This is a genomic window from Nostoc sp. (genome assembly GCF_036917435.1).
Classification (GTDB): domain Bacteria; phylum Cyanobacteriota; class Cyanobacteriia; order Cyanobacteriales; family Nostocaceae; genus Nostoc.
Genome location: NZ_JBALDM010000022.1, coordinates 1 through 25440, shown reverse-complemented (window position 1 = coordinate 25440; position 25440 = coordinate 1). Strand labels below are relative to the sequence as shown.

Below are 25440 nucleotides of genomic sequence, written 5' to 3'. Positions count from 1 at the left end.
CTTTTTATGAAAGAGTTCTATAATTCCATCTATCGCAATAATTTTCCAAATTGGTATAGCGTTTCCCAATCATACAAGTTACATGATAGTCCCCTCCTCGCTTGCGGGGAGGGGGTTAGGGGTGGGGTTCAGTACCTACTCAACTAAGAACCGCTATATTACGCGAACAATAGCCGAAAAAAGATTTTCTTCTTAGGGTAATTCCTGAACTACCTCTACAGCCTGTAATTTTACGTAGTGCGATTTCACAAATAACTTGGTATTAGCTTTACCACGCAAGCGTTAACAAATACTTAGTTCCCATTACCTTTAAAAATATAGATTTCTAGCAAACATTCTCAAAACCATTAGTTCTTCCTACCCACATAAACTCTATGCAGACTTTCGTAGATGACCAAACCAGACAACGCCAATATCAAGCTTTTCCTCAAGCAGAACCCATTGAACTGTGGACTAATGCTTCGCCTGATGAGATTGAAATCGTCATTAGGGCAGTTTATCGGCAAGTGTTGGGTAATGCCTACATTATGGAAAGTGAACGGCTGATCGTTCCCGAATCTCAACTCAAGCAAGGTATAATCGATGTGCGTGAGTTTGTGCGTCAGCTTGCCAAATCAGAGTTGTATCGCTCCAGATTTTTTGATAACGTTTACCGCTACCGTGCCATTGAACTAAACTTCAAACACTTGCTAGGTCGCGCTCCCGATGACTATTCTGAGACGATACATCACAGTAATATTCTTGATGAGCAAGGTTTTGAGGCAGATATTGATTCTTATCTAGATAGCGACGAGTATTTAGATGCCTTTGGGGAGAATATAGTGCCATATTACCGGGGTTACAAAACCCAGACGGGCAAAAAGATATTAGAATTTAGCAATATGCTGCAACTATTGCGGAGTAATTCCAGCAGTGATAAGAACCTGGCGACGAATAATGAACCTCAACTGGTGCGATCGCTAATTACCAACGCTCCTTACGGTAAACTGAAACCCACAGATGTGAGTGCAATACTTGCTGAAATATTCAAGCCAAGACCAGAAACTGCCACTCCTGTGAATACGTTTATCGCTGCTCGTAGAGAAGCTGAACAAGGCTTGCAGCGAAAGATTCAAGAGCAAGAAAGCCAGATTGCAACTTTGCAACAACAGCTAGCAGACTTAAGACCTTTTGCCAACATCGGGACAACAAAATTCAGTAGTAGTTGGCAGACTTCAAGTTATGTAAGTAGCACAGGCGAATATACATCTTTGCAACAGCAAGCTGACGCGCAAGCAAAACAGATTGCAGGTTTGCAAGAGCAAGTTGCTGATGCTCGACGGTCTGCCACAATTGGGGGAGCCCGGTTGAATAAGTGGCGCAGTCGCGTTTTTAATGGTTGATTTTTTTACTGTTTCGTTTTGTCGGGTGCGTTATGCCAAAGGCTAGCGCACCAAAAGTTAACAATGTAGCGATCGCATGAAATTAATAATTCCCTGATGCTATATGCTCAAATCGAGCATCGCGGTTTTTCTGACATATCTGGAAAATTGCTTATCAGTCAAGTCGATTTTTAATTTATCTGTAGTTGTTGTGGTGTTCACAAGCGATTCTGAACATCTTCCTTTCTAGTTTAGTTGTGGGATGCGATCGCATGATGAAATGATAAGGAGCGCCATCCCACAAGTTGCAACAAAACGTAAAGTACGAACATACACAGGCATAGTATGAGCGATGGAATTATATAAATAATTATTGGTAAAAAGTCTATTTACAGATATAGCATATAGTTTTTTTCCTAAAAGCTTTGACCACTAACCATAAGATGGTGTATAGTCTCTTGTTAATTAAAAACAGAGAAATTCTGTCTATGATTCGAGATTTAGACCAGGTACACCAAATGCCAGCTTTCATCATAGGAAATTGAAACTTATGGGACAAGTTTGGCTACCATCTGCAAGTTATAATCTTTGGTCTTTATCAGATTCACGAGTAGGTAAAGAATCCTGGTTTTGTGATATGAAGCGAGGCTTTAACAAGGTTCGTCAGAAAGAACCTCAAGTTAAAGCTCTGTTGGAAGACAACAAACATCAGCGAATTGGTAAATTAGCACAAGCGGGAATTTATGAATTTTATCAAGACCCCCAACTTTTGTCACAGTCTGAGGGTGTGGAACAAGTTGCAGCTATTCTAAAATTAAATCAGGAGTCAGAGGAAGTTCAAGAGCGGATCATTGGCATTCTAAACAACTATTATAAAAAACCTATTTTAGTTGGCAAGCAAATTATTCAGTTGAGCAAAGGTGATAAGGGATTTCCTATACCGATCACTATCAAAGAAGGTAATTATTCTTTCGCTTTATATGCACCAACTGACTGCACTTTGAAACAGCAAGATGGTACTATTCATATTTTAGATTTCAAGACAGGTAAATCAGACTTTGACCGACGACAGGCTTACGTCTACCTATTAGCAGCTAGCTATCTCTATCCGCAACAACCATCTGTTGCGTCTTTCTACAACTTAGAAACTGACTTGGCATCTGATATCATTACAGCCACTCCTGAACAACTTAAATTTGTGCAGATTGAGTTAGCAGATATAGCAAAACGTTATGAGCTTGAAAAAATGCATCATGGCAAAAACCCAAATGATTTTGCCACAATATTCCCTCCTAATCCTGGTATTGCCTGTAGGTACTGTACCTTTAATTCAGTTTGTGAATTTTCTGTAAGTGAGGTTTATAGGTGATTGCTACCGCAAGTTTTCGTGAAATAAAAACCCTTTCCTCTAGCGAGATTTTCCGTTTAAATTTTTCAAATATCAATATAATGTGCTTTCAACTTAAACCTGAGATTGAACAGGAGGAAGGCATTAGCTTGAGCTTCCATCTTAGTCGTATTTTACCTCACATAGTTGTTATTTGGGATAAGCCATATTTTTATGCTCTTGGTCAATTCAAGAACTCAATGCAGGACTTTGAGATAGACTGGGAATCTATGCTAGAACAAATTGCTCTGGAAGGAATAAAAGACTTTAGCGATCGCACTTGGCAGTTTCAAGAAGTTCCACTCACGCAAACAGTCTCAGCAAATGTCATTTCTCTATTAGCTTATCAGGTACTAAAGACATCTAAACCATATCCCTTTTCATCCATAACTGCTTTGTCTAAAAATGGTGTGCAAGTAAGACGTGAGGCAAAATTCTGGGCAGAAACTATCGAAATAGATGGAACTTTACAAGCGGCTATTACTTTAACCTTTAAAAGTAAGTTTTTGTTAACAAAAAGCTTGGCTGATTTTTATCTTAATCATCCCGAAAAGGATAATCCAGAGAAGCTTTTAATTGATCTGAATGTTCGCTCTCTTTCTGGTGATATCCAAGGTAATGGTACTATTACCCAGCTTATTAGAGAACCTTCCTTAGTACACAAGCAAAAACTTATCGAGCAAGCAAAGAATGAAATTAGTAAGAAAGCTCTTCAGGATGATCTATCTAATAAATTCTTGGTAGCTATTAAATTTGGCAAAGGGAAAAAGCTGTATGAATATGGCATGACTGCTTTGCGTCCTTGCGTTACACCTGAAACAGCTAGTAGATTTGGCGTTAAGTGGGGAGATTTACTCAAAGAAACCAAAATTCCTTACAAAAAACGAACAGAATTATTAGCTACCTATAAAAAAGAAGCTGAAAATGCTTTAAATAATTATGGATTTGAGTTAGGAATCAGCATCAACAGCCGTCACTATCCAGAGTTGTTTTGGCAACCACAAGTTCCAATTGAAGATACACCCTTGCTATTTGGCAATGGATTTATTGGTGTTCAAAGTAAAATTCTCACAGGTCTTTCTAGAGGTGGTGTTTACCGCCGCCATCATAAATTTTCTGACCCATCCAGACCAATTCGGATTACTGTTCTGAATCTTTGTGAGGTGGGGTTGGATGACTTTATACAAAAACTTAAAGAACGCTTAAAAAGCTATAAATTTGAAAGCCTATTTGTTACCAAATCAATATCGCTAAAAAACTTAAGTGATACACAGGCAAGAGCAAAAGTTGAGGAAGTAGTCAATGAATTAATGGAAATTAAACCTGAAATAGTTTTGGCGTTTCTGCCCCAGAGCGATCGTAACGCTGATGAGGAAGATGGTGGTAGTCTTTATTACAAAATATATGATCTATTGCTTAGTCGCCAGATAGCTAGCCAGATGATTTATGAAGATACATTGAAGAATCCTGATTATTATAAAAATATTCTCAATCAGGTGGTTCCAGGAATTCTCGCCAAGCTGGGTAATTTACCTTTTGTTCTGGCTGAACCTCTAGAAATAGCCGACTGTTTCATTGGATTGGATATTTCCAGAGAGTCTAAGACAAAACTTTCTGGAACAATGAATGCTTGTGCGAGTATGCGTCTTTATGGGAAGCAAGGAGAATTTATTCGCTATCTGCTAAAAGATAGTTTGATTCCAGGTGAAGAAATTCCTAAACAATTTCTAGAAGGACTGTTACCAAAAAAGGAGTTTGAAGGAAAAATAGTACTGATTTATCGTGATGGGCGCTTTTGCGGACAAGAAGTTGCTAATCTCCTAGAATGGGCTGAAGCCATTGGCTGTAAATTGATATTAGTAGAGTGTCGGAAGTCTAATATTCCTCGACTATATAATTTGGTTAATAAAACCATAGCTGCACCAGAAAAAGGTTTGGCGCTGCGTATTTCTTCTACTGAAGCAGTTCTGGTGACAACTCAAGTAACTGAAAAGCTCGGTCTTGCTCATCCTTTACGCTTGACAGTTATCACTGCAAACCATCCAGCTTTAATTTCTCCTCCCATAGAACAAGTGGTTGAAACTACTTTGAAACTGACCTTACTGCATCATGGAGCATTAAAAATGCCTCGCTTGCCAATGCCAATATATGGAGCGCATAGGATGGCAAAACTGCGCTTAAAAGGGATTTATCCAAGCAGTATGCTAGAGGGCGATCGCCAATTTTGGCTCTAGAAGTAACCTAAATATTATGGGCGTTTTGCGATCGCTATTCTCCTGCCAAAAATACAATCATCGCCAATGGATAAGCTAACTTGAAGCTTTAAACAGATATTATTTGTCTGCGATCGCTCTTTCCTCAAATTTCAAGTTATGATTCAACTTAAATGTTCAACCCGCTTCAATTAAGCTTCGTTTAGGTGACTCCGTTAAATAAACTCAAATGCTTAAGCGTGGTGAGAGAGCGATGTCTACGCCTACGCTTTTTTACTCATCCACGCTTAAGCAGCAGCTAATCTAACCTTTACTTACGTACTAGGTTGAGCAGTTCTTTCGGAGAAGCAAGCAAGTCAATCGCTACGAAGAATATTTTGCCTTGAGGATCGAGCAAAAACCGCCATGCAATATTCATTCCCACACTTGCACCGAACCAAGGGGTTTGGACTTTGCCGGTGACTTTAACTTGGGTATAGCCATCTTCCACTGGCTCGGATATACCACGTTCTGGCATCATCTTTAATCCCTGGCATTCTTCACGCATATAAGCGCGGATTGCATCTTGACCAACAAGCGGTCTTTCAAAGGGAGGTTGCAAAGCACCTTCAGAGGTAAACAGAGCAACAGCAGCCTCAAAGTCGTTGGCATTCATGTTGTTGATATAGCCAAGCACTGTAGGGTTACTGATACCCTCAATAGTGACTTTAGTCCGAAACGCTGGTGCTGTGGGGGGAGCCACAGGTTCTGAAACTTTTTTGTAACTACCGGGAGCGTTCGGGTCAAATCCCATGCTAACTACGGTATTGCGGAGAATTGTGATTTGTTGACCTGAATCAGCATTCCTGATTGCTTGCAACACATCAGCAGCATTAGGAGAAAGTTTGTAACCTTCTGGAATCGGAGCGACAATTCCTTGGGCCATCCATTCTCCTAACTGATACCAGAAGCCCAATTTGATGTTTACAGTGAAGGATGCATAGGAACGGCAAAGGGGAGTGTCAGAACGGTTAGCTAAATCGTACATGACTCGTGTTTGAGCCTCGAAAGGCATCTGTTTAATTTGTTCAAGTAAACCTTGCGCTAGTACCATGTTTGCTGCTCCAGGAGCCGCAACCGTAATACTTCTACCCATCTCGGTATAAGCAAACCAGAGTAATGCTAGTTGATCTTCAGCATTGAGTTGAGAGAATGATTCGACAACAGTTGGAACAACATCGGCAACTAGTGTGCCGGGAAAGATACCTTGAGCCGACTTGATGGTAAAAGACATAGCAAGCAGATATTCCCTAAAAAAATTACAGTTATATCGAATGTGAAAAGACGGAATGGAAATGCGTTTAGCTGTTAATAAAGGCATTCAGCAGTCTTCGCATAGCTGTAGCCGGTCGTAGACATCGCTTTACGAAAGCCATAGCTAGTTGAGTTTGGATACTCGACAAAGCACATTGCAGGCTCAACTACATAGTTATTTAGAAAACCTTGGTTAGCAGTGGTTTAACGCATTTCTCTTGCTTTTGTGTCTTTATGTAAAGAAACATAACAATTCTGTTACCAATAAGCAATACTTCCTCAGCTATAAAATGATAATTTTTATTTATAGAAATGATAATTTTTACTGAAGTCATATTAAAGGGAATTATTAGGACTTACGCACTTTACAAAGAACTTATGATGTGAGTTAACGTAAACACGCTGTTTCAGGCTTTTCCAGTCAATGCCTAAGTCCTAAATTAATACTTTGGTGCGTTACACTACGCGATAACACACTCTACACATAGTTAGATTTTTTTTACAAATCAAATCGGATTCCTATACATGTATCAAATCTCGACAAATAATCTTTCTCTGAAGATAGTGTGCCGTAATAGACATCACCTTCTTTTCGCACAAATCTGAAATGCCCTACTGGTCTGTCAAAACCATTTTGACGGTTATGGAGACGCGATAAATCGCCGTCTGTACATAAGATTTATTACGGTTTTTACTACCTTTTCTATTGTGTCAAGTAGTTGCAAATAATATTTACAATAATTTATATTAGTTTACAGATAGCAATTTACAAATTTTCTCCAGTTGACAAGTAAAACAATTTAGATGCAAACTTATGAAAACTGATTTTGATTACCCCAGAAAGGATTTGATTGGAACAGTCGTTTTTAGACCTGATTTCAACAACTTTGAGACCATCAACGCAAATCAAGCGTGGTCATTGTTTTTCAGTGTCGGTCAAGACGACAAAAGACTGGGACAGGAAGTTGAATTCGGGAGATTTTTCACTAATCTATTAATCGCTATTGGAGTAACTGGAATTATTTGGGCGATTTACTTTAGCCAATTAGGATGAGTAAGTTTGTTTATTTCTCTAGTAACTTCAATAGGGGTCTTGGATTTTGATACCAAGACTTTTTCTTACTGTTAAATATGTCTAAAAAAGTCTCTTTAGCTTTGGAAAAAATTCGATGTTGATTGGATTTATAAAGCTTCCCAATTTGTCAAGGTATTGTGGATACATGGGCTTAGAAGTAGCAGAAATGGTTTCTAAACATCTTGCTGTTCAAAGTAAAAGCTATGTAATCCAAAATAGAAGGATATTGATAAATCAACTTTTAAAGTCGGGTTTAGATTCTCATACAGCAAATCGAACTGTTACTGTACTTGTATCTAGCCCGGTTTTACAATTAACAAATAAAAACCAGTGTGCTTTTATGAGTGCTGAGTTAGGAGAGATGCGTTAAAAATAAATGAGTAATGAGTAAATACCCATTACTTATTACTTATTACTCATTACTTCAAACATTTTAGACAGTTGGAGTTGGGGATTTAAACCTCAACTGAACTGAGCGCAAAGTGGGTGCGTCACGGTTTCCGTGCGCCTAACTTTGTAAGAATACTACGTATAGACGTAGGGGTCTTAAACCCTTGATTTGATGATAAATCGTGTCTGTACAAGAATTTGGAGTTATTCTTCTTCTCTTTTGATCACTTGTATCTGTTTTTTTCAGTCTCCAAGTCTCCAAATTCAACGCAAACAACGAATCGCCTCTAATAGACCCCTAGCTTTGTTTAGCGTCTCTTCGTATTCTTTTTCTGGCTCAGAATCAGCCACTAAACCTGCACCAGCTTGGACGCTAACTGTCTTGTCATGTACCACCATTGTGCGAATTGCGATCGCAGTATTTAATTGTCCCTCAAAATCGTAATATCCATACACACCGGAATAAACACCCCGACGGCTAGACTCTAACTCGTGGATAATTTCCATCGCCCGAATCTTGGGTGCGCCGCTTACCGTACCTGCTGGGAAGCAAGCTTTCAATAAATCCCATGCTGTTTTACCATCTGCTAATTTACCCACAACATTGCTGACAATGTGCATCACGTGGGAGTAGCGCTCAACCACCATTAATTCATCAACTTTGACGCTACCATTTTGACAAACCCGCCCCAAATCATTCCGCCCTAAATCGACAAGCATCACGTGTTCGGCTACTTCCTTGGGATCTTCGAGTAAATCTTGAGCGTAGGCTGCATCCTCCTGGGTAGTTTTACCCCGTGGACGTGTCCCAGCAATGGGGCGTACCGTTGCTATAACTCCACCATCTGGATCTATTTCAGCTTTCACCATCACTTCCGGGCTGGAACCGATAATTTGCCAATCTTGGAAGTTAAAGTAAGCCATGTAAGGCGAAGGATTTATCTGACGTAGGGAGCGATAAAGGGCAAAAGGGTCGCCTGTGTATGGTGTTGATAGTCGCTGAGAAATTACTACTTGGAAGATATCGCCTGCTTTGATGTAGTCTTTGGCCTTCTCAACGCTGGCACAAAAATCAGGGCGAGTAAAATTACTCCCATACCCCTCTGCTCCCCTGCTCCCCTGCTCCCCTGCTCCCCTACTTCCTGGCGGGTTCCATTGCAATCGAGTTTTTTCAGGGGATAGGGGGAGAGATAGCTTTTCGAGCATTTGGGTGACGCGATCGCCCGCTTGTTGATAGGCTGCGTATAAATCTACATTGGGGTCGCGTAAATCAGCATAAGCGATCGCCCAGATTTTCCGCTTCACCTGGTCAAAAATCAACAGGTGGTCTACCTGCATCCACAACCCATCAGGGATATTTCGCTCATCTGGTGGATAGATTGGCACGCGCGGCTCAATCCAGTTAATCAATTCATAGCCCCAAAACCCAAACAATCCGCCAATCCCTGGCGGTAGCTGTGGTAACTTGACTGGGTGATAAGGTGCTAAACATTCGGCTAAAGCTGCAAAAGGGTCGCCGACAAAAACGACTTGCGAACCATCGCGGTTTAATTGGGTGGTGCGATCGCCCCTTGCTTCCAAAACCCAAAGCGGATCGCAACCCACCAAACTATAACGTCCTAATTTTTCTCCGCCTTCAATTGATTCCAACAAAAAGCTATAGGGCTGACCTGCACAGACTTTATACCAAGCAGATACGGGCGTATCTAAATCTGCTACCCATTCTTGATATACGGGGACGAAGTTACCTTGTTGTGCTAGGTTGGAAAACTCGGAGAAATGCGGAAAAATCATTATTTTTCAAAAATAATTGGTAATTGGTAATGGGTAATGAGTAATTATTTTTCTTACCAATTACCCATTACTAATTACCCATCAGCTACTAAGAGCTAGTTACGGAGCGTCGTAGGTAGTAACACCGCTAAATTTAACTTTAGAGGGATTGGGGTTTTGTCCAATCCGACGGTCTACATAACGCACTTTGCCACGACCTTCATTTACCTTTTCAGGGAAGACACCATCAGCTGGGTGAATTAGAGTGGTTTCTCCGTTGGGTAAAATCCGGTAAACTTTGTAGTCTGTAATTTTGAATTTCCGGCGGAGTAGACCACCTAAAGCGATGCCTTGTTCTTTCCGAGCTAAATACAACAGGTTTTCGCCTTTGCGTGCAGTAGCAGCACCACCAGTAGGCAATTCAAATACTTGCTCTTGTGGGCTAGTCCAAGTGATAGCGTACTTTTCTTCCACTTCTGCCTTCTTTAGCAAGCCACCGGTGCTGCCAGCAAATAGTGGGGTTTGTCCAGAGAGTTTTTCTGCCATAAAGTTCCTATTCTCTCAACGTTTTTAGGGAATCCTAACACTGCAAGCAGGATCATGTTGCGATCGCGTTATAGACTGTAACAGTTTTTAGTCATTTGTCATTGGTCATTGATTCCCATGCCCAATTCCCAATTCCCAATTCCCAATTCCCCATGCCCCATGCCCAATTCTTATTTACTTTTGACTTTTATCCGCTTTTCCTCGTGGCTATTTTGAACAATGGGGATAGTGAAGTGAAACTGACTACCCTGGTCTTTGCCAGTTGACTCCGCCCAAATTTCTCCGCCCCAGCCATTCACAATTTGACGACAAATAGCTAAACCAAGTCCAGTTCCGCCAGTGGTGCGGCGTAACGCTCCCTCTTCTTGATAGAAGCGGTCAAAAACTACTTCTAAACGATTCGGTTCAATGCCGCGTCCAGTGTCAGCCACAGTTACCTCGACCATTTGACGGCTGTTAGAAATCGCTTTAATGGTGATTTCTCCTTCAGGGGATGTAAATTTACAAGCATTGTCCATAAGTTTTGCCAGTACCTCTACTAGCCAATCACCATCAGCCCTAACCAAAGGAAGGTTTTCAGCAATTTGAGTCTTGATTTGGGGCGGCTTTTCCGTTGAAGAACGGCTGCGATTGCGACTGAGTGATAAATCTATACACTCTTGTAAAGTCAGGGATTCTGGATGCCATTGCACTCGACCGCTTTCTAAGTTGGAAAGTGTGAGGAAATCTTGTACCAATTTTCGCATCCGTTCTGAGTCGGAAAGCGCAGTGTTGAGCATGATTTGCTGCAACTCCAAAGGCATATCCGGCTCGCTAGCGAGACTTTCTAGACAGACTTGAATGGTGGATAGGGGAGTCCGCAATTCGTGTCCAGTGATGGCTATAAGATTGCTGCGGGTGCGGTCTAGGGCTTCTAGCTGTTGGTTAAGTTCTTCTAGGTTGGCGTAGGCTTCGGCTTGAATCAGGGCTGCTCCTACTTGGGTGGCGATCGCTTCTACCAAATCTAATTCCCCAGGTTGGCACTCGTGCGGTGGCATCCGGCAGTAGTGTAACTCCACAATGCCCAATAATCGCCCCTGATAAAATACTGGTTCCATCAGCCAAGAACGAATGGCAAACTTTTTGGCAATCAAGGAAAGTCCTGGCGAATTGTTTACACGAGGATCATTCAGCGTATCGCTAATACAAACACCTTCGCCTTGTTGCACGATGTCCTGAAATAGGGAATTTTTCTCTAATTCCCAAGTTTGCCCATGAACCGATAAAATACCGGGATTCAAAAACTCGTGTTCAATTATCGCTTGGCTATCTGTAGCTTGAGCGCGGTAAATTAGACAGCGACAAGCTTCTAGGTGTTGTCCTAATTCTTGTGCTGCCACTTGGAGAACTTCGTGAGGATCGAGCGATCGCCGAATCGCAGTACTAATTGAGTTGACTAATCGCTCTTTTCGTGCTTGAGCAGCAATGGAACGGTAGGCTTTGTGCAATTTGTACTGACTAGCTTGCAAATAAGTTACTAAGCGCTGCACAAAGGGATCTGTATCAATGTCACAAGCATATTCGTTAAACTCTTCTGCTCCAGAGTGGCTTCGCGGTTGTCCGATGCCAAACCTCTGACGTGCCTCCTCAATTTTACTTGCCAGTTCGGGTCTGTAAACCAAAATCCTGTCTAATAGCAATTCGGCCGCTTTGAGGCTAACTCCCCTTTCCGATGTCCAAATTCCCTCAAATCTTCGCGCTGTGTCTATATCCAAAGTAGGACTTAGTTCCGGTATTTGCTTGTTTTTGGCAATAGAACCAAGGCTTTCCCGACAAACTAGACAAGTTGCATAATTATCAGCAATCACTACCAAATGCCACTCTTGACTTAAACCATCCTTTGGTTCAAAAGCGATCTTTTCGTAGTGTTCCGAACTGTTGGCAAAATCCGTTTCTGGGGCAGATAATACGTATATTTGATTACTTCGCAAGGCAAGTCGCAAGTAGCGGTGAGCTTCTTGGCGGTAGAATCGCTCTCGCTGGAAACTAGCAATTATAAGGGGTTGTGCTAAAGTCGCAGCCAAAACTTGATCTTCCATAGCATGGGAGAGCGCCGTTAGTGAAGCCTTAAAATATAGCTGGGGCCGCAAGTATGGTAGGGACTTTAGCAGATCACTCAGCACAGAAGTCGAAATGCTCATGAATTATTGTTAAACGCTCAACCTCGACAAGATCAAAAGTCACAGCTGCATTGTACAAATTCCAAGGGACTCTCAAGTTAAATAGAGAGTTGCGATATGTAAAGAACGCTAAAAAGCAGCTTCCGCCCAAGCAGGCGCAATATTTTGTAACAAAATTGATTTTTTGATTGACAACCTACTACGCCCAATATACATTCTCAGCTAACTTTGAAATATGCTTGCACAGCTAAAATCTTTCAATAGTAAGTACATAACAACTAATTTTCGTATTCTTTAACTGTTTTGTTCTCCAACAACCACTGATATCCCAGGCATTGGCGTAGCCCACCATAGACATCGCCGACTTGATATTTACACCCATTAAATAAATTTTCTTACCCAAAAACCATTACTACCATCATATATATCCAATACATAACGATTGATTAAAGTCAATCAAATATCATAAATTTGTCTAATTAAACACCAAAGATATTTAAAACAAAATCGTATAATAGTTTAGGGAAGAAATGCTACCTCTAGCCATAAAAACTAGGAATTTAGCATTTTCCCTGAGTAGACTATATGTCTTGTATCTTGAGAAAGTTCAACGATTAAGGAGTTATCTCAAAATTTTCAATTTTCAATCTTAAGTTTAGACTTATAGAATATATATTTATAAATATTTGTTTATATTAATTTGAATGCTGCTACTTTCTCAGCAGTACGTGAGAGGTTGTTTGAAAAGTATTTTTTGTCACATCCAAGTCTCGCAGACCTAACCCCCTAGCCCCCTTCCCTACCAAGGGAATGAGGGTATCAAAGCCTCCCGACCCTTGCCTAACGGCAGGCTGATGCCAACGGGTAGAGGTTTGGAAGTTGGGTTTTCAGTATACTTTACGACTTTTCAAACATCCTCTAATAATTATTTTGGCTACAATGTCTCAAACAAGTTTTAGAGAGAGTCTTTTTTCTGCAAGTCGTGAGGGTTAAAGACCTCTACTCCGAATACCACAAACAATCAACTACCTGTACACGGAACTTTGGCTAATGACACCGGATACGCTAATGACCCCGGAAAAAATTTTCCTGGATGGAAAAACTTTTATTCCTGCTGAACAATTACCTATCCCGGAGTGGCCTTGTGTTGTGAGTGAAAGATCGCAACCGACACTGACGGTTAAAGATGATGATTTATTTTTCGTGACAGATACTATCGGCAATATTTCTGGCTGTTCCCTTAACGATGGCAATCCCAGTATGGGACTGTTTTGCTGTGATACGAGATTTCTCAATCGCTTGGAGTTGCAAATTGAAGGGCGATCGCCTGTACTCCTCAGTAGTACTGCTGAAAAGGGGTTTTCACTCTCAGCTTTGTGTACCAACCCCAGAATCGACGAACGCCTAAAAGCCGAAACTGTGGGAATTAGCCGGGAAATAGTTCTGAATGGGGCGCTATTTGAAGAAATAGAGGTATCTAACTACAGCACAACAACCGTCAGTTTTGAACTAAGTATCAGCTTTGATGCAGATTTTGTTGATTTATTTGAAGTCCGGGGTTATGACAGAGAAAAACGAGGTAGGCTTTTACGTCTAGTAGAACCGACGACTGAAGAAGGAATCGTCGATAGTGTTTCAACTTTACCCAAAGACCCATCAACTTTTAGGGAAGAATCTTTAACACTTGCCTATCAAGGTCTAGATGGTTTGGTAATGGAATCGCGTATTTTATTCCAGCATCGACAACCAGACTATTTCAAGGGTTACACTGCGGTTTGGCGACTAGAGTTAGCTTCTCACGAAACCCACAAGCTGGGTTATCGGGTGAATATGTTGAAAAATAACCAGTCTAGTTCAACCGTAAACGCCGCCATCACATTAGGACAGGCGAAAGCTGCTGAGTTGATGGAGGAGCAAAACTGGGTACAGCAAATTACCCGCATTAGCTCAGATAAAAGCACCTTCAATCGAGTGATTGAGCGGGCCGAGCAAGATATGTATTTGTTGCGCCAGTCTTTTGGTAAGTATAAGACTGTTTCGGCGGGAGTGCCGTGGTTTTCTACACTATTTGGGCGGGATTCGCTGATTACGGCTTCCCAAACCCTAATGTTAAACTCGCAAATCGCTAAAGAAACCCTGATATTACTGGCGGCATACCAAGGCAAAATGGAGGACGAGTGGCGCGAAGAAGAACCAGGTAAGATTTTGCACGAGTTACGTTTAGGAGAAATGGCTCGTTGTCAAGAAATTCCCCACACACCGTATTACGGTACTGTTGATGCGACTCCTCTGTGGTTGATGCTCTATGCCGAACATTATGCTTGGACTCACGATCAAGAACTCCTAGAGCAACTTTGGCCGAATGCTCTAGCAGCAATGGAATGGATCGATCGCAATACGAAAGAAAACAGTTACCTCAGTTACTTCCGTAAATCTAAACGCGGTCTTGTTAACCAAGGTTGGAAAGACTCTGGTGATTGTATTGTAGACCACAAGGGAGAACTAGCTAACGGCCCAATTGCCCTTTGTGAAGTGCAAGCTTATGTCTATGCTGCAAAAATGCGCCTAGCAGAAATAGCGAGGACGAAAAAGCGGCTAGATTTGGCAGATCGTTGGCTAGAAGAGGCTAGAAATCTGAAGGTTCGTTTTAACCGAGATTTTTGGGTGGAAGACCAAGATTTTTGCGCCTTGGCTTTAGATGGAGATGGCAAACCAGTAGACAGTATTACCTCAAATCCTGGTCATTGTCTGCATTTGGGTCTTTTCACACATGAAAGAGCCTATAGTGTAGCAGAACGGTTGCGAGCGCCAGATATGTTTAATGGTTGGGGCATTCGTACCCTGAGTAGTTTGTCACCTGCTTACAACCCAATGGGCTATCATACTGGTTCGGTTTGGCCCCATGATAACGCTCTGATTGCAATGGGATTGCGATCGCTCGGTCTTATCGATCAAGCCCTGGAAATTTTCCAAGGTTTATTCGACATGACTAGTCGGCAGCCTTATCAACGTCCTCCAGAACTCTTCTGCGGCTACGAACGGAACGGTGATAATGCCCCTGTACAGTATCCAGTTGCCTGCACTCCCCAAGCTTGGGCTACTGGTAGTGTCTTTCAACTGCTGCAAATGATGGTCAACTTAGTGCCTGATGCTCAAAATAACTGTTTGCGAATCATCGACCCTGCTTTGCCAGAATCGATTAATCGTCTGTCATTTCATAATTTGCGAGTCGGCCCCACCATCCTCGATTTAGAATTCGAGCGTTCTGGGACTACTACTGCTTGTCGCGTTGCCAAAAAACGGGGCAATCTCCGGGTAGTTATTGAAGCATAGAAAAGGTAGGGAGTGGTAAACGATCTACTCCCTATTTTATGATTGGTGCGACACCGAATAGCCCATCGTAGACATCGCTTCGTGGCATGACTTGAAATTCAGCACAGGTCTTTTACTACCATCTACTCCACCGTAGTGTTATTCTGCTTCATGGCTAGTGTGTAGAGTTTTCAATAACTGCTCTGTAAGCTCAATCAATTCATATACAGAATTTTGCGTAATTTGTGTAGTTTTGAAGCCATGAGCAATAGAATTACGTAATAAGAGTGCATTCATTAGTAACTGATACTCAGATTTTGAAATTACACCTTCAATTGCTAATTGGTTTACTAAGTAGAGTGGATCAAATCTTTCTAAACTTAGCTCTTCCTTTTGGGCAAGAAGTCTCAAAGTTGCTTCTACCAAAGACCAAGAATATAGGATAGCTGATTCTGGATGTTGCGTTGTAAGGTGGCTTGCTACTTGTAACTGTGATTCTATTTCATGTTCTTGAAGAGAACCCTCTGCTTTCAGAGAATACATTATATCCTCTGGGTTGGTCATTACTAATTCAAATCTCCACCCAGGATGTTTTTCTACCGCTTTAGCTAAATTACTTAAGTATTGATTAGAAGAAGAGTTAAGTGAGGCGCGCGACTTGACTTCAATAACTACATTTTCTTCTCCCCTACGTACTATCATGTCGGGGCGATAGGTTTTAAGGAAGTCAGGCAAGTCTTCTAGATTTGGATGAAAAAAAACTTCGTAACCCTTCTCACGATACTCTTCTGCTAGTTTCAGTAATCGCTCTCTTTCTAGGTTTGCGGTTGAAGTTGCCATCAAGTAAGTACCTCCTGATCGGGAGCATCAATTACGACAATATACAAGAACTGTTTGCGACGGTCAAAGCCTTCCGCCAATATGGAGGTCATGTTTTCTACTTTAAAGTTACCTGACAAATTCCTCTTTCTAACTACGAGATCGCTTACTTGTTTATCATCGATGTAGGCTAATCCTTTAATTGCATCTTGAATAGGCTTCACTATATTGTCTACATCCATTTGATCGGAATCATAGAAATAGGTTATTTGTAGCATAACCAACCCAGTAGCTATTTTTTGTTCCGAAGACCAGTATTTTTCAGCCTCTTGTCGCACTGTCTTTTTCCAATCTTGAAGCCGATTGCCCTTACCACGGTTACGAGCCTGTTGTGATACTGGTGGCCCATCTACTATAACCTCAAATCTGGTCAATGCACTTCTAAATAATAGATCACAGGTTGTTCTATGCTACTAATCTACAAGCAGGTAACTCCTGCTACTTATTAATATAAGAATGCTGCCATTACTAGCTGTTGCTGAGTCGTCCAGTAGCTTCACTGAGTGCTTCACAAATTATCTCATCACTCACACCATGCCGTTTCAAGCTCGCAATTAATGTAGAAACAGTATCACCATCAAGTCGCTCAAGATCAACTCTCAGTCCTTGTCCGATGTAAGCACGAACTAATGGCTGATAACCAGAAAACCCTAACAATGGTGCTACTCGCTTCAAATCCTCAATTACATCTTCGGGAATGCGAATTGTGATTGTCGTCATTGGACGATTTTTGTCCAGTCGCTTTTTTAAGACTTCAGTTTTCATAATATTCACGTTCCTTGCGCGTCGCTTTCCGAGCCGAGATGATCCGAATCATGTCGTTTTCACGCTCAATGTAGACGACGTATAAAAGATTTCATCGTCTGTCCAAGCCAATCACAGCATCGCGGTGTTCATTGTTGCGGCTTGCATCAACCACCACTAGAAACGGATCGAAAAAAGTTTCTACGGCTTGCTGAAATGTTATGCCGTCATGATTGCTGGGATTAATCCGAGCTTTCTCCTCGTTCCAAACGAAGGTGACACCATTAAGCACGAAAAAGACATCCATACCTCATAGTCTAGGCAAGATGTATTTACGTTGTCAATACACTTTGTTGTAAAAACCTACAGTCAGAATTCAGGACTGAATCTTGATGCGTGCCAGAACCTTGCAATACTTACCTATTTCTTGTCTTCCTCAACTCGATAAATAATGCAATATGGCTTTAGGATTAACTGGCGAATGTTAGGTTCATCAAACTCAGAAACCTTTTGCCCCTGAAATGGAAATTGGCTTAGTTCTTTCGTTTTTTATAATAACCTCTGACCAAATTTTAACTTACCAGCCTAACGACGCGATCGCCTCTAATTCAAGGATGGTAATAAATTTCTGCTCAAAAAAGGCTTAAGGATGTAAAACAACAATAATTTACACCCAAACTCCTAAATTTTATGCTTCCTCTGAATTTTCACTCTTACGTCCTGGGGATGCTTCGTAAAGTGCATCCAGATGTTGACGCGCATCTTCAACGTTAATCGAACGCATTACTAAAAGTGGTTCTTTAATTAAGTTGCCCGCGCTATCTAATAACTCTGGATGGGGTACAAATTGTTTTTTGGATGAATAATAACCGTAGTTGCCTTGATTATTCATCGGTGAGGAATTCGTTGGGTAAGTTCGCTCCCGATCAAAACTAAACATAATCAGGTTACGAATTAAGTTGCCGACAGCCATAAATGCAAGGATTGTAAAAGCAAGAATGTAAAGTAGGTGTAACATTAGATTTTCCTCCAGGACAACAATTTTTAAAACTTTATTTTGTAACGCTTTGTTTCGCCGATACTGTGATTCACAGTTAAGACGACTATCTGACGCACTCTTGGTGCTATTACATCTATATGGAGCTATTTGTCAACCGTTATTCTACTTACGGTAGCATAGGATACATTATTTTGTTAATCCAAATAATGTTAAGAAATTATTAAGCTTTTTGTACTATCTCTTTAATGACACGCCGTAGCGTCTTGTGGTTAGACGTAGCTAAGTATTTTGTGGAAATTTAACACATGCTCCCATCTATTTAGAGTTCACGCCCTTGACGAAAGCGAATTGCGACATTCCAGCATTCTGTTACTAATTGATGCCAAGGCATTAACGTTGCCATATCAATCCCAACTTGTTTATCTGTAGCAGCAAATAGCATCTTTGCCGTACTTAGTTCTTGTTGCGCTTGTTTAACACGTAAGAGCAAGTCAGATTGTTCTTGGTCACTCATAAATGATAGCTGCTCAGTTTCGAGTAAATGGCGCGATCGCGTAAACCAATGCTGAAAATCTTCTAGCAGGGGTTCTAAAACCGTTTTCAGCAACTCAGTCCCTGGTAAATTTGAGTCTGACATAAATGAGAAGGATATTTCCAACTTTCTTAGCTAATATTAACGTTATTTACGTTTCTTAACATTATTTTTATTTATTATAATCTCATAACCTCGGAAAATTCTAATAAATGTAACAAATAGTACAGAATTTATTATATGGTCTTGCTATTGGGTCTGTAGAGTTCCTTTGAAGAGGCGTATATATATCAGATGAGAGGTAGCTGACACAGAGTTGCAATTCATCAGATAATTTAGCGATGTCTACGACGGGCTATTCGGTGTCGCCTGGAATCCTGAATTTGACACTCAGCTAAGGGATTTCCAAGAAATAAATTATCCCATCTTGTGGGGTGGGCATCTTGCCCGCCCGTAATCATGGGCGGGCAAGATGCCCACCCCACAATAAATAGTTGGATATTTTTTATTTGGAAGTCCCTAACCGATCAAAAATTTATCTTTATCCCCGGCGAGAAATTAATTCAGTCGTTGGAAGATAAAGCTGAATTGGCAAAAACCAAAGTCGCTATAGTTGAATAAGCCTACAGATTAAGATAAATCACCTTTTGTAATCACTTCGCCAACGGTTCAGCAGCCAATGTCGCCAAATTCATCAAATCAGTCAGAACAGTCAGAACAAGTTGAAAAAATGTATTTACCGCGCACCAGCGAATCAGAGAACTTAAAAAAGATTCGTCACACAGCTTCCCATGTAATGGCAATGGCGGTACAAAAGCTGTTTCCCAAGGCGCAAGTTACAATCGGCCCTTGGATTGAAAACGGTTTTTACTACGACTTCGACAGTCCAGAACCATTTAGCGAAAACGATCTTAAAGCCATCAAGAAAGAGATGGCGAAGATTATCAATCGCAAATTGCCAGTAATTCGGGAAGAAGTCAGCCGCGAAGAAGCCGCACGCCGCATTGAGGAAATTAAGGAACCTTACAAGCTAGAAATTCTGGCAGATATTAAAAACGAACCAATCACGATTTACCACCTGGGGAATGAATGGTGGGATTTGTGTGCAGGGCCTCATCTGGAAAATATCAGTGAATTAAACCCGAAAGCAATTGAACTAGAAAGTGTTGCGGGTGCTTATTGGCGTGGGGATGAAACTAAAGCCCAATTACAGCGCATCTACGCCACCGCTTGGGAAAGCCCAGAACAACTTGCTGAATATAAGCGGCGCAAAGAAGAAGCGCTACGGCGAGATCACCGCAAACTTGGGAAGGAACTGGGATTATTTATATTTTCTGATTTAGTGGGGCCGGGTTTACCTTTGTGGACACCAAAGGGTACTCTGTTGCGGAGTACTTTAGAAGACTTCCTGAAGCAAGAACAGGTAAAACGGGGTTATTTATCTGTAGTAACACCTCACATTGCCAGAGTAGATTTATTTAAAACCTCTGGACATTGGCAGAAATATAAAGAAGATATGTTCCCCTTAATGGCAGACGATCAAGAAGCTGCTGCACTGGAACAGGGCTTTGTGATGAAGCCGATGAACTGCCCTTTCCATATCCAAATATATAAGAGTGAGTTACGCTCTTATCGGGAACTACCGATGCGACTGGCAGAATTTGGTACTGTTTACCGTTACGAACAATCAGGGGAATTAGGCGGTTTAACCCGGGTGCGCGGTTTTACTGTGGATGATTCTCACCTGTTCGTCACCCCAGAACAGCTAGATAGCGAATTCCTCAGTGTAGTGGATTTGATTTTGTCGGTGTTCAATAGTCTGCAACTGAAAAACTTTAAAGCTAGACTCAGTTTCCGCGATCCTGCTAGTGATAAGTACATCGGTTCAGATGAAGTTTGGGACAAAGCCGAAGGTGCAATTCGCCGGGCAGTTGAAACTTTGGGGATGGAACACTTTGAAGGGATTGGAGAAGCGGCTTTTTATGGCCCCAAACTTGACTTTATCTTTAGTGATGCCTTAGATCGGGAGTGGCAATTAGGAACTGTGCAGGTAGATTACAATTTGCCTGAACGCTTTGAATTGGAATATGTCGCTGAAGATGGGGTTCGCAAACGTCCAGTAATGATTCACCGTGCGCCTTTTGGTTCGTTGGAACGGCTGATTGGGATCTTAATTGAAGAATATGCGGGTGATTTCCCTTTGTGGTTAGCGCCAGTGCAAGCTAGATTACTGCCAGTGGGTGATACACAGCTAGACTTTGCTAAAGATGTGGTGGCGAAGATGAGAGGCTTGGGCATCCGTGCAGAAGTTGATACTAGTGGCGATCGCTTGGGTAAACAAATTCGCAATGCAGAGAAAGAAAAAATACCCGTGATGGCTGTGGTGGGGGCTAAGGAAGTGGAAACCAACACTTTGAGTATTCGTACCCGCACATCTGGAGACTTAGGTAGTATTTCTGTCGATGAGGTGGTGGATAAGATGAAGGATGCGATCGCTAACTTCGATAACTTTCACATTGATGTCACAAGCGCAGATTAACTTCAAATAGCAAACAGTAGGCTGGGTAATATCCAGCCTCAAAAATTCACTGAAAGATCAAATCAGAATTAATGCCAGCCAAAGACATTTATCATGATTGTGTGATTACCAAATGGATAAACTAGATCGTTACCGAAATGTAATCCGTAACACACTTGCAGCATATCTCAATATTTCCTATGCAAATGCTAATATACGTAATCGAGCCGCATTTGACTTAGAAAACGATCAATATCTAATTATTTCTGAGGGCTGGAACAATAAACAACACCTGCATAGCTGTTTAATTCATATCGAAATAATTGACAGTAAAGTTTGGATTTAGTCCGATAATACTGAAAATGGTATTGCGAATGAACTCGTTCAAGCAGGTATCCCTAAAAGAAGATATTGTTTTAGGATTTCACGAACCTAACGTTAGAAAATATACCGGATTTGCTGTCGCTTAGAAATTCAATTTAAATTTTCGAGGTGGATTCATCCAGTTCAAATACTCATTTTAATTTTAACTTTTCATGAGATTTGGAAAGTCAGAAAGTATCACAGGCAACAAAAGTTTTCTCAATCACTACGCTCAAGAAAACTTTTCGATTTATTCAAGACTGATAGCATAGATTTAAAGACTTGTGGAATCTGCTTTTCCTAAACAGACTGGACTTGCATCAATATAATGTCAATAATTTTTGACTAACATTATGAACCGCTTTACCTCTATTTTGCTGGCTGGCTTGATAGCATCCGCATCAGCTTTAGCTATTTCTCCAAAAGCTGGGGCTAATACACCAGCGTCTTATGTTGCTGGGTTTGATAGCTACGGCTATGAACACAACAATGATGGTAACTACGAACGTCATAGTCGTCACGACAGAAATGGTGATTATGATCGCCAGAACGATCTTCGCAACATTCGTAACGACGATCGCCAATATAACCGCGACAATCATCGCCGCTATGACCGCGATAACGATCGCCAATATAACCGTGATAATCATCGCCGCTATGACCGCGATAACGATCGCCAATATAACCGCGATAATCATCGCCGCTATGACCGCGATAACGATCGCCAATATAACCGCGATAATAACCTTCGCAACATTGATAATGACCGTCGCTATGAACGCGATCGCGACTGGGGACGTGGTTAATCCTTCCGTCTATTTATTAAGCTTAGTTCTAAGTGAACTGAGTATTGATTCTACTTGGCGGTAGTACAGACACAATCTCTTTTTCGACTCATTCCAATATCTGACTTTTCACTCTTGTCTAGAAAACCTCGCTTCCATTGCCTAGTAAGGAAACTTGCTCAGGGATTAGGTTTAGCGTTAGCTTTTCTACATGATGTGAGAGGTCAGATTTTTATCAAATCAAGAATTTACTCTTAACCCAATACGGTTCAGTTAGCGCAAAAAACCTTAAGCTGCGTAGGTTGGGTTGAGGAACGAAACCCAACATTTGGGCAGGTTTGTTGGGTTTCGCAAAGCCTCAACCCAACCTACAATTTTCCTTAACTGAACCGTATTGACTCTTAACCTAGACTCATTAATGGAGCTAAAAGGCTCATTAATGGAGTTCAAAGACTCATTAATGAAGATAAAAGGCTCATTAATGGAGCTAAAAGACTCATTAACGGAGTTCAAAGGCTCATTAATGGAGTTCAAAGGCTCATTTTAAGTAAATCAAAAATTTCGCTTCAGACTATAGTCTCTTTCTTAAAATACGAATTACGTTAGCGTCGCGGGACGTAGCCCATTACGAATTACGAATTAATATCACGCCCTTGGCCGCAACAGTTGCACAAAGGTATCACTCACAGTATGGTCTTTGGTATCGGCGGCGTATTGAACTAACTTTTCCTTCAATTCTTTAGCAGCATCTAAAGGCAGTAAATTGACTAGCAAAAAGTACACACCCCGAAAACGGGAATCGCCCATGTGGTCAATCAGCCGATTATTCGCTTCATCACTATCGCCCAGAAAGTTCTGCACTAAAAAGAAATCCATAATCTTGTCGTGGCGGAAATACCATTCTCTCTTGGCTGCACCTGCTTCGTTTTGCCACTGACGGCTGACCACCATTTTATATTTCTCATCTTCTAAAGACTGGACTACCTGGTAAAAATCATCCGCAGGTAGCGCTTGTTCATCGTTCAGCCGCATTTGATAAACAGCATCGGAGAATTTTTTTAAGGGAAATTCCTGATTCCGCTCTTGCAGGTATTCGGCTGCAATCAAATTATATTGCTGTTCTTGCAAGTGAAACAAATCGGGGGATTCGCCTTGGGAGATCATTAACGCCACAACAGTTAAATCCATTGGGTTAGAGAGAACCCTTTGATTAGCAGCTAATTCTTCAGATGATTGCTGGTTGCTGAGGGATTGAGCTAAGTAATTATTGCAAGCTTGTTTGTAATCATCACCTTGAACTTTCGCATCTTTGGGGAGTCGCGGCTGACGGGAAAGCAGAAATTGCTGAATTTGGGCTTGTTCAAGGGGCTGTAATTTATATATCTTGGCTGTTGAAGGTGGTGTCCACTCTAGAGGCTGGGTAGTCATGATGATATTACCCCGGAAATAGCTTTCCACAAACTGGCAAATTTTAGCCCTGGTGTCGGCTGTGACTTCGTTGAGTCCATCAATGCAGATATCTAACGCACCACTGTAAATTAAATTCTTGAGAAAATCAGCATCTTGTGCTTGCCCGTGCAGCTTGGCTTGAATTGCTTCAATTACCCCCTTGTCGCACTTGCGGGCTGGGAGATAAACCACAATGCGCGGTGAGGTTTTTACCAGATGGCGCAGAAACATCGACTTACCCAACCCGGAATCACCTTCTAGAACAATTTGCCCGGTGATGCTGGGTAGCACCTGGGTAATTGCTTGGGGTTTTTCGGCACTGGGAAGTTTCACCTGAGATTCTGGAAAGTATGTTTGGGGGTTAAAATTATCTAACCCGGCATCGGCTAACAGGGAAGGCTTGAAGGGTTCAAATAATTTGCGACGGAAAAAGGGAATCCAAGCCAGGAGAAAGCCGACGTAGCCCACGCCTAAGATGCGTCTTACCCAAGGGTTCCAAAAGAAGATGGCTTGGACTTGGGGAAATTTGGGATAAGCGAAGATGAGGAGAAGCCAAAAGGCAGCGTGAATTAAAATAGTAGTTCTGGCGTTGAGAAACCACTGCCAACCCTTGAGGTTAACTATTACTGATTGCAGCGAATCAGCTTCGTTGAATCCGGCGTTTTTGAGGTTGTTGTAGTGAGTTTCTAAAATAACAATATCTTGTGGTTGCCAAGAGACTTTTCTCGCAACTACTGCAATTTGCTTTGCCAAGTCTTCGCGTAATCGTGTAAAATCTCGGCTAGGTTCCCAAGCTTGGGCAAAGATTTTGAGAGTTTTATCAGCTTGCTCATGGTTCAAGTGAGCAGGAATCGTTTTAGTGTCAGGAAAGCCCAGCCATGTAAGCAGTGTTTTGACTTCATCAGTGCCGCCACTCAGGAAATAGCTTAAAAATCGCCACTGTGCAAATTCTGATTGACCTGCGTAATAGATGCTATCCAGAATTACAACAATATTATTCAAGTTGAGTTTTTCTATCTTACCCAATGCCCGTGCTGCACCGTAACGAACTATTGAGTCAACGGATTTATCCTTGAGGATGTCAACGATGTCTTTGACGTAGGGTTTGGTAGCCTCCCCCAGATTTCCCAATGCCTCTGCTGCATGGGAACGAACATCGTAGCCAACAGTTTTATCCTTGAGGATGTCGAGGATATCTTTAACGTAGGGTTTGGCTAACTCCCCCAGATTTCCCAATGCCCGTGCTGCACCGTAACGAACAGAGGGATCAACGGTTTTATCCTTGAGGATGTCGAAGATATCTTTAACGTAGGGTTTGGCTGCCTCCCCCAGATTTCCCAATGCCACTGCTGCACTGGAACGAACACCATTGTCAACGGTTTTATCCTTGAGTAAGTCGAGGATATCTTTAACGTAGGGTTTGGCTACCTCCCCCAGATTTTCAAATGCCTCTGCTGCACCGTGACGAACATCGGAGTTAACGGTTTTATCCTTGAGGATGTCGAGGATGTCTTTGACGTAGGGTTTGATAGCCTCACCGAGATTTCCCAATGCCTTTGCTGCACCGTAACGAACAGTAGAGTCAACAGTTTTATCCTTGAGTAAGTCGAGGATGTCTTTGACGTAGGGTTTGACAGCTTCCTCCCCCAGATTTCCCAATG

Annotated in this window: 19 protein-coding genes and 1 pseudogene; 9 read left to right on the top strand and 11 right to left on the bottom strand. The window is 41.7% G+C overall.

All coding sequences use genetic code 11. The features are described 5' to 3' along the window. Positions 1-374: 374 nt before the first annotated feature. The 3 genes from V7K98_RS08645 (at position 375) to V7K98_RS08635 (ending at position 4982) form a co-directional block, all read left to right on the top strand. The gene (locus V7K98_RS08645; RefSeq protein ID WP_335020749.1) at positions 375-1382 is read left to right on the top strand and encodes a phycobilisome rod-core linker polypeptide; all 1008 of its coding nucleotides are present in this window, start codon (positions 375-377) and stop codon (positions 1380-1382) included. Positions 1383-1911: 529 nt separating this feature from the next. Then, entirely contained in the window at positions 1912-2730 is an 819-nt protein-coding gene (locus V7K98_RS08640) for a PD-(D/E)XK nuclease family protein (RefSeq protein ID WP_335020747.1), read from the top strand. A gap of 80 nt (positions 2731-2810) precedes the next feature. Next, positions 2811-4982: a Piwi domain-containing protein gene (locus V7K98_RS08635; protein ID WP_335020745.1), complete on the top strand. Its 2172-nt coding sequence runs from the start codon at positions 2811-2813 to the stop codon at positions 4980-4982. A gap of 289 nt (positions 4983-5271) precedes the next feature. Here V7K98_RS08635 and V7K98_RS08630 read toward each other — a convergent pair whose 3' ends face one another. Then, a complete protein-coding gene (locus V7K98_RS08630) occupies positions 5272-6234 on the bottom strand; it encodes an orange carotenoid protein N-terminal domain-containing protein (RefSeq protein WP_335020743.1) in 963 nt (320 codons plus the stop codon). 834 nt (positions 6235-7068) lie between these two features. Between V7K98_RS08630 and V7K98_RS08625 the strand changes: the two genes are divergently transcribed. Both V7K98_RS08625 and V7K98_RS08620 read left to right on the top strand, forming a co-directional pair. Continuing rightward, positions 7069-7308: a hypothetical protein gene (locus V7K98_RS08625; protein ID WP_335020741.1), complete on the top strand. Its 240-nt coding sequence runs from the start codon at positions 7069-7071 to the stop codon at positions 7306-7308. 115 nt (positions 7309-7423) lie between these two features. Continuing rightward, entirely contained in the window at positions 7424-7699 is a 276-nt protein-coding gene (locus V7K98_RS08620) for a hypothetical protein (protein ID WP_335020739.1), read from the top strand. A gap of 284 nt (positions 7700-7983) precedes the next feature. Here the strand turns inward: V7K98_RS08620 and trpE are convergent, their stop codons facing one another. The 3 genes from trpE to V7K98_RS08605 form a co-directional block, all read right to left on the bottom strand. Next, positions 7984-9513, bottom strand: coding sequence for an anthranilate synthase component I (trpE, locus tag V7K98_RS08615; RefSeq protein WP_335020737.1), 1530 nt, complete (start codon positions 9511-9513; stop codon positions 7984-7986). A gap of 99 nt (positions 9514-9612) precedes the next feature. Further along, the gene (locus tag V7K98_RS08610; protein ID WP_335020735.1) at positions 9613-10038 is read right to left on the bottom strand and encodes a photosystem I reaction center subunit II PsaD; all 426 of its coding nucleotides are present in this window, start codon (positions 10036-10038) and stop codon (positions 9613-9615) included. A 170-nt stretch (positions 10039-10208) separates the two neighbouring features. Then, positions 10209-12218, bottom strand: a complete 2010-nt coding sequence (locus V7K98_RS08605) for a DICT sensory domain-containing protein (protein ID WP_335020733.1) — start codon at positions 12216-12218, stop codon at positions 10209-10211. 1029 nt (positions 12219-13247) lie between these two features. Between V7K98_RS08605 and V7K98_RS08600 the strand changes: the two genes are divergently transcribed. Further along, positions 13248-15530 (top strand): amylo-alpha-1,6-glucosidase, encoded by a 2283-nt coding sequence (locus V7K98_RS08600; protein WP_335020731.1) that lies wholly within the window; start codon positions 13248-13250, stop codon positions 15528-15530. A gap of 138 nt (positions 15531-15668) precedes the next feature. Here V7K98_RS08600 and V7K98_RS08595 read toward each other — a convergent pair whose 3' ends face one another. From V7K98_RS08595 to V7K98_RS08570, 6 genes are all read right to left on the bottom strand, one after another. Continuing rightward, positions 15669-16349 carry a hypothetical protein gene (locus V7K98_RS08595; RefSeq protein WP_335020729.1) on the bottom strand — a complete coding sequence of 227 codons (681 nt, stop codon included), beginning with the start codon at positions 16347-16349 and terminating at the stop codon, positions 15669-15671. Further along, entirely contained in the window at positions 16349-16762 is a 414-nt protein-coding gene (locus V7K98_RS08590) for a RusA family crossover junction endodeoxyribonuclease (RefSeq protein ID WP_335020727.1), read from the bottom strand. Before V7K98_RS08590 ends, V7K98_RS08595 begins: the two co-directional genes overlap by 1 nt. Positions 16763-16856: 94 nt before the next feature. Beyond that, entirely contained in the window at positions 16857-17153 is a 297-nt protein-coding gene (locus V7K98_RS08585; protein WP_335020725.1) for a hypothetical protein, read from the bottom strand. A 91-nt stretch (positions 17154-17244) separates the two neighbouring features. Then, positions 17245-17439, bottom strand: coding sequence for a BrnT family toxin (locus tag V7K98_RS08580; protein ID WP_335020723.1), 195 nt, complete (start codon positions 17437-17439; stop codon positions 17245-17247). Positions 17440-17820: 381 nt separating this feature from the next. Then, a complete protein-coding gene (locus tag V7K98_RS08575) occupies positions 17821-18150 on the bottom strand; it encodes a DUF2973 domain-containing protein (protein ID WP_334937865.1) in 330 nt (109 codons plus the stop codon). Positions 18151-18451: 301 nt separating this feature from the next. Then, positions 18452-18769, bottom strand: a complete 318-nt coding sequence (locus V7K98_RS08570; protein ID WP_335020721.1) for a DUF2605 domain-containing protein — start codon at positions 18767-18769, stop codon at positions 18452-18454. A 574-nt stretch (positions 18770-19343) separates the two neighbouring features. Here V7K98_RS08570 and thrS point away from each other — a divergent pair. The 3 genes and pseudogenes from thrS (at position 19344) to V7K98_RS08555 (ending at position 22351) form a co-directional block, all read left to right on the top strand. Beyond that, positions 19344-21203 (top strand): threonine--tRNA ligase, encoded by a 1860-nt coding sequence (gene thrS, locus V7K98_RS08565; protein ID WP_335020719.1) that lies wholly within the window; start codon positions 19344-19346, stop codon positions 21201-21203. Positions 21204-21315: 112 nt separating this feature from the next. Continuing rightward, positions 21316-21652, top strand: a pseudogene (locus tag V7K98_RS28890) (XisI protein). A 246-nt stretch (positions 21653-21898) separates the two neighbouring features. Further along, positions 21899-22351, top strand: a complete 453-nt coding sequence (locus V7K98_RS08555) for a hypothetical protein (protein WP_335020715.1) — start codon at positions 21899-21901, stop codon at positions 22349-22351. Positions 22352-22975: 624 nt separating this feature from the next. On the opposite strand, the gene V7K98_RS08550 is transcribed toward V7K98_RS08555, so the two are convergent. Further along, positions 22976-25440, bottom strand: a 2465-nt coding sequence (locus tag V7K98_RS08550) for a HEAT repeat domain-containing protein (protein ID WP_335020713.1), incomplete at its 5' end; no start/stop codon positions are given.

Bases quoted from the DNA above. Each gene is read 5' to 3' on its own strand.
- thrS (WP_335020719.1), top strand. From the start codon at position 19,344: ATGTCGCCAAATTCATCAAATCAGTCAGAACAGTCAGAACAAGTTGAA.
- trpE (WP_335020737.1), bottom strand. From the start codon at position 9,513: ATGATTTTTCCGCATTTCTCCGAGTTTTCCAACCTAGCACAACAAGGT.
- V7K98_RS08605 (WP_335020733.1), bottom strand. From the start codon at position 12,218: ATGAGCATTTCGACTTCTGTGCTGAGTGATCTGCTAAAGTCCCTACCA.
- V7K98_RS08640 (WP_335020747.1), top strand. From the start codon at position 1,912: ATGGGACAAGTTTGGCTACCATCTGCAAGTTATAATCTTTGGTCTTTA.
- V7K98_RS08570 (WP_335020721.1), bottom strand. From the start codon at position 18,769: ATGTCAGACTCAAATTTACCAGGGACTGAGTTGCTGAAAACGGTTTTA.
- V7K98_RS08635 (WP_335020745.1), top strand. From the start codon at position 2,811: ATGTGCTTTCAACTTAAACCTGAGATTGAACAGGAGGAAGGCATTAGC.
- V7K98_RS08580 (WP_335020723.1), bottom strand. From the start codon at position 17,439: ATGGATGTCTTTTTCGTGCTTAATGGTGTCACCTTCGTTTGGAACGAG.
- V7K98_RS08625 (WP_335020741.1), top strand. From the start codon at position 7,069: ATGAAAACTGATTTTGATTACCCCAGAAAGGATTTGATTGGAACAGTC.
- V7K98_RS08585 (WP_335020725.1), bottom strand. From the start codon at position 17,153: ATGAAAACTGAAGTCTTAAAAAAGCGACTGGACAAAAATCGTCCAATG.
- V7K98_RS08595 (WP_335020729.1), bottom strand. From the start codon at position 16,349: ATGGCAACTTCAACCGCAAACCTAGAAAGAGAGCGATTACTGAAACTA.
- V7K98_RS08600 (WP_335020731.1), top strand. From the start codon at position 13,248: ATGACACCGGATACGCTAATGACCCCGGAAAAAATTTTCCTGGATGGA.
- V7K98_RS08555 (WP_335020715.1), top strand. From the start codon at position 21,899: ATGAACCGCTTTACCTCTATTTTGCTGGCTGGCTTGATAGCATCCGCA.
- V7K98_RS08630 (WP_335020743.1), bottom strand. From the start codon at position 6,234: ATGTCTTTTACCATCAAGTCGGCTCAAGGTATCTTTCCCGGCACACTA.
- V7K98_RS08575 (WP_334937865.1), bottom strand. From the start codon at position 18,150: ATGTTACACCTACTTTACATTCTTGCTTTTACAATCCTTGCATTTATG.
- V7K98_RS08610 (WP_335020735.1), bottom strand. From the start codon at position 10,038: ATGGCAGAAAAACTCTCTGGACAAACCCCACTATTTGCTGGCAGCACC.
- V7K98_RS08620 (WP_335020739.1), top strand. From the start codon at position 7,424: ATGTTGATTGGATTTATAAAGCTTCCCAATTTGTCAAGGTATTGTGGA.
- V7K98_RS08645 (WP_335020749.1), top strand. From the start codon at position 375: ATGCAGACTTTCGTAGATGACCAAACCAGACAACGCCAATATCAAGCT.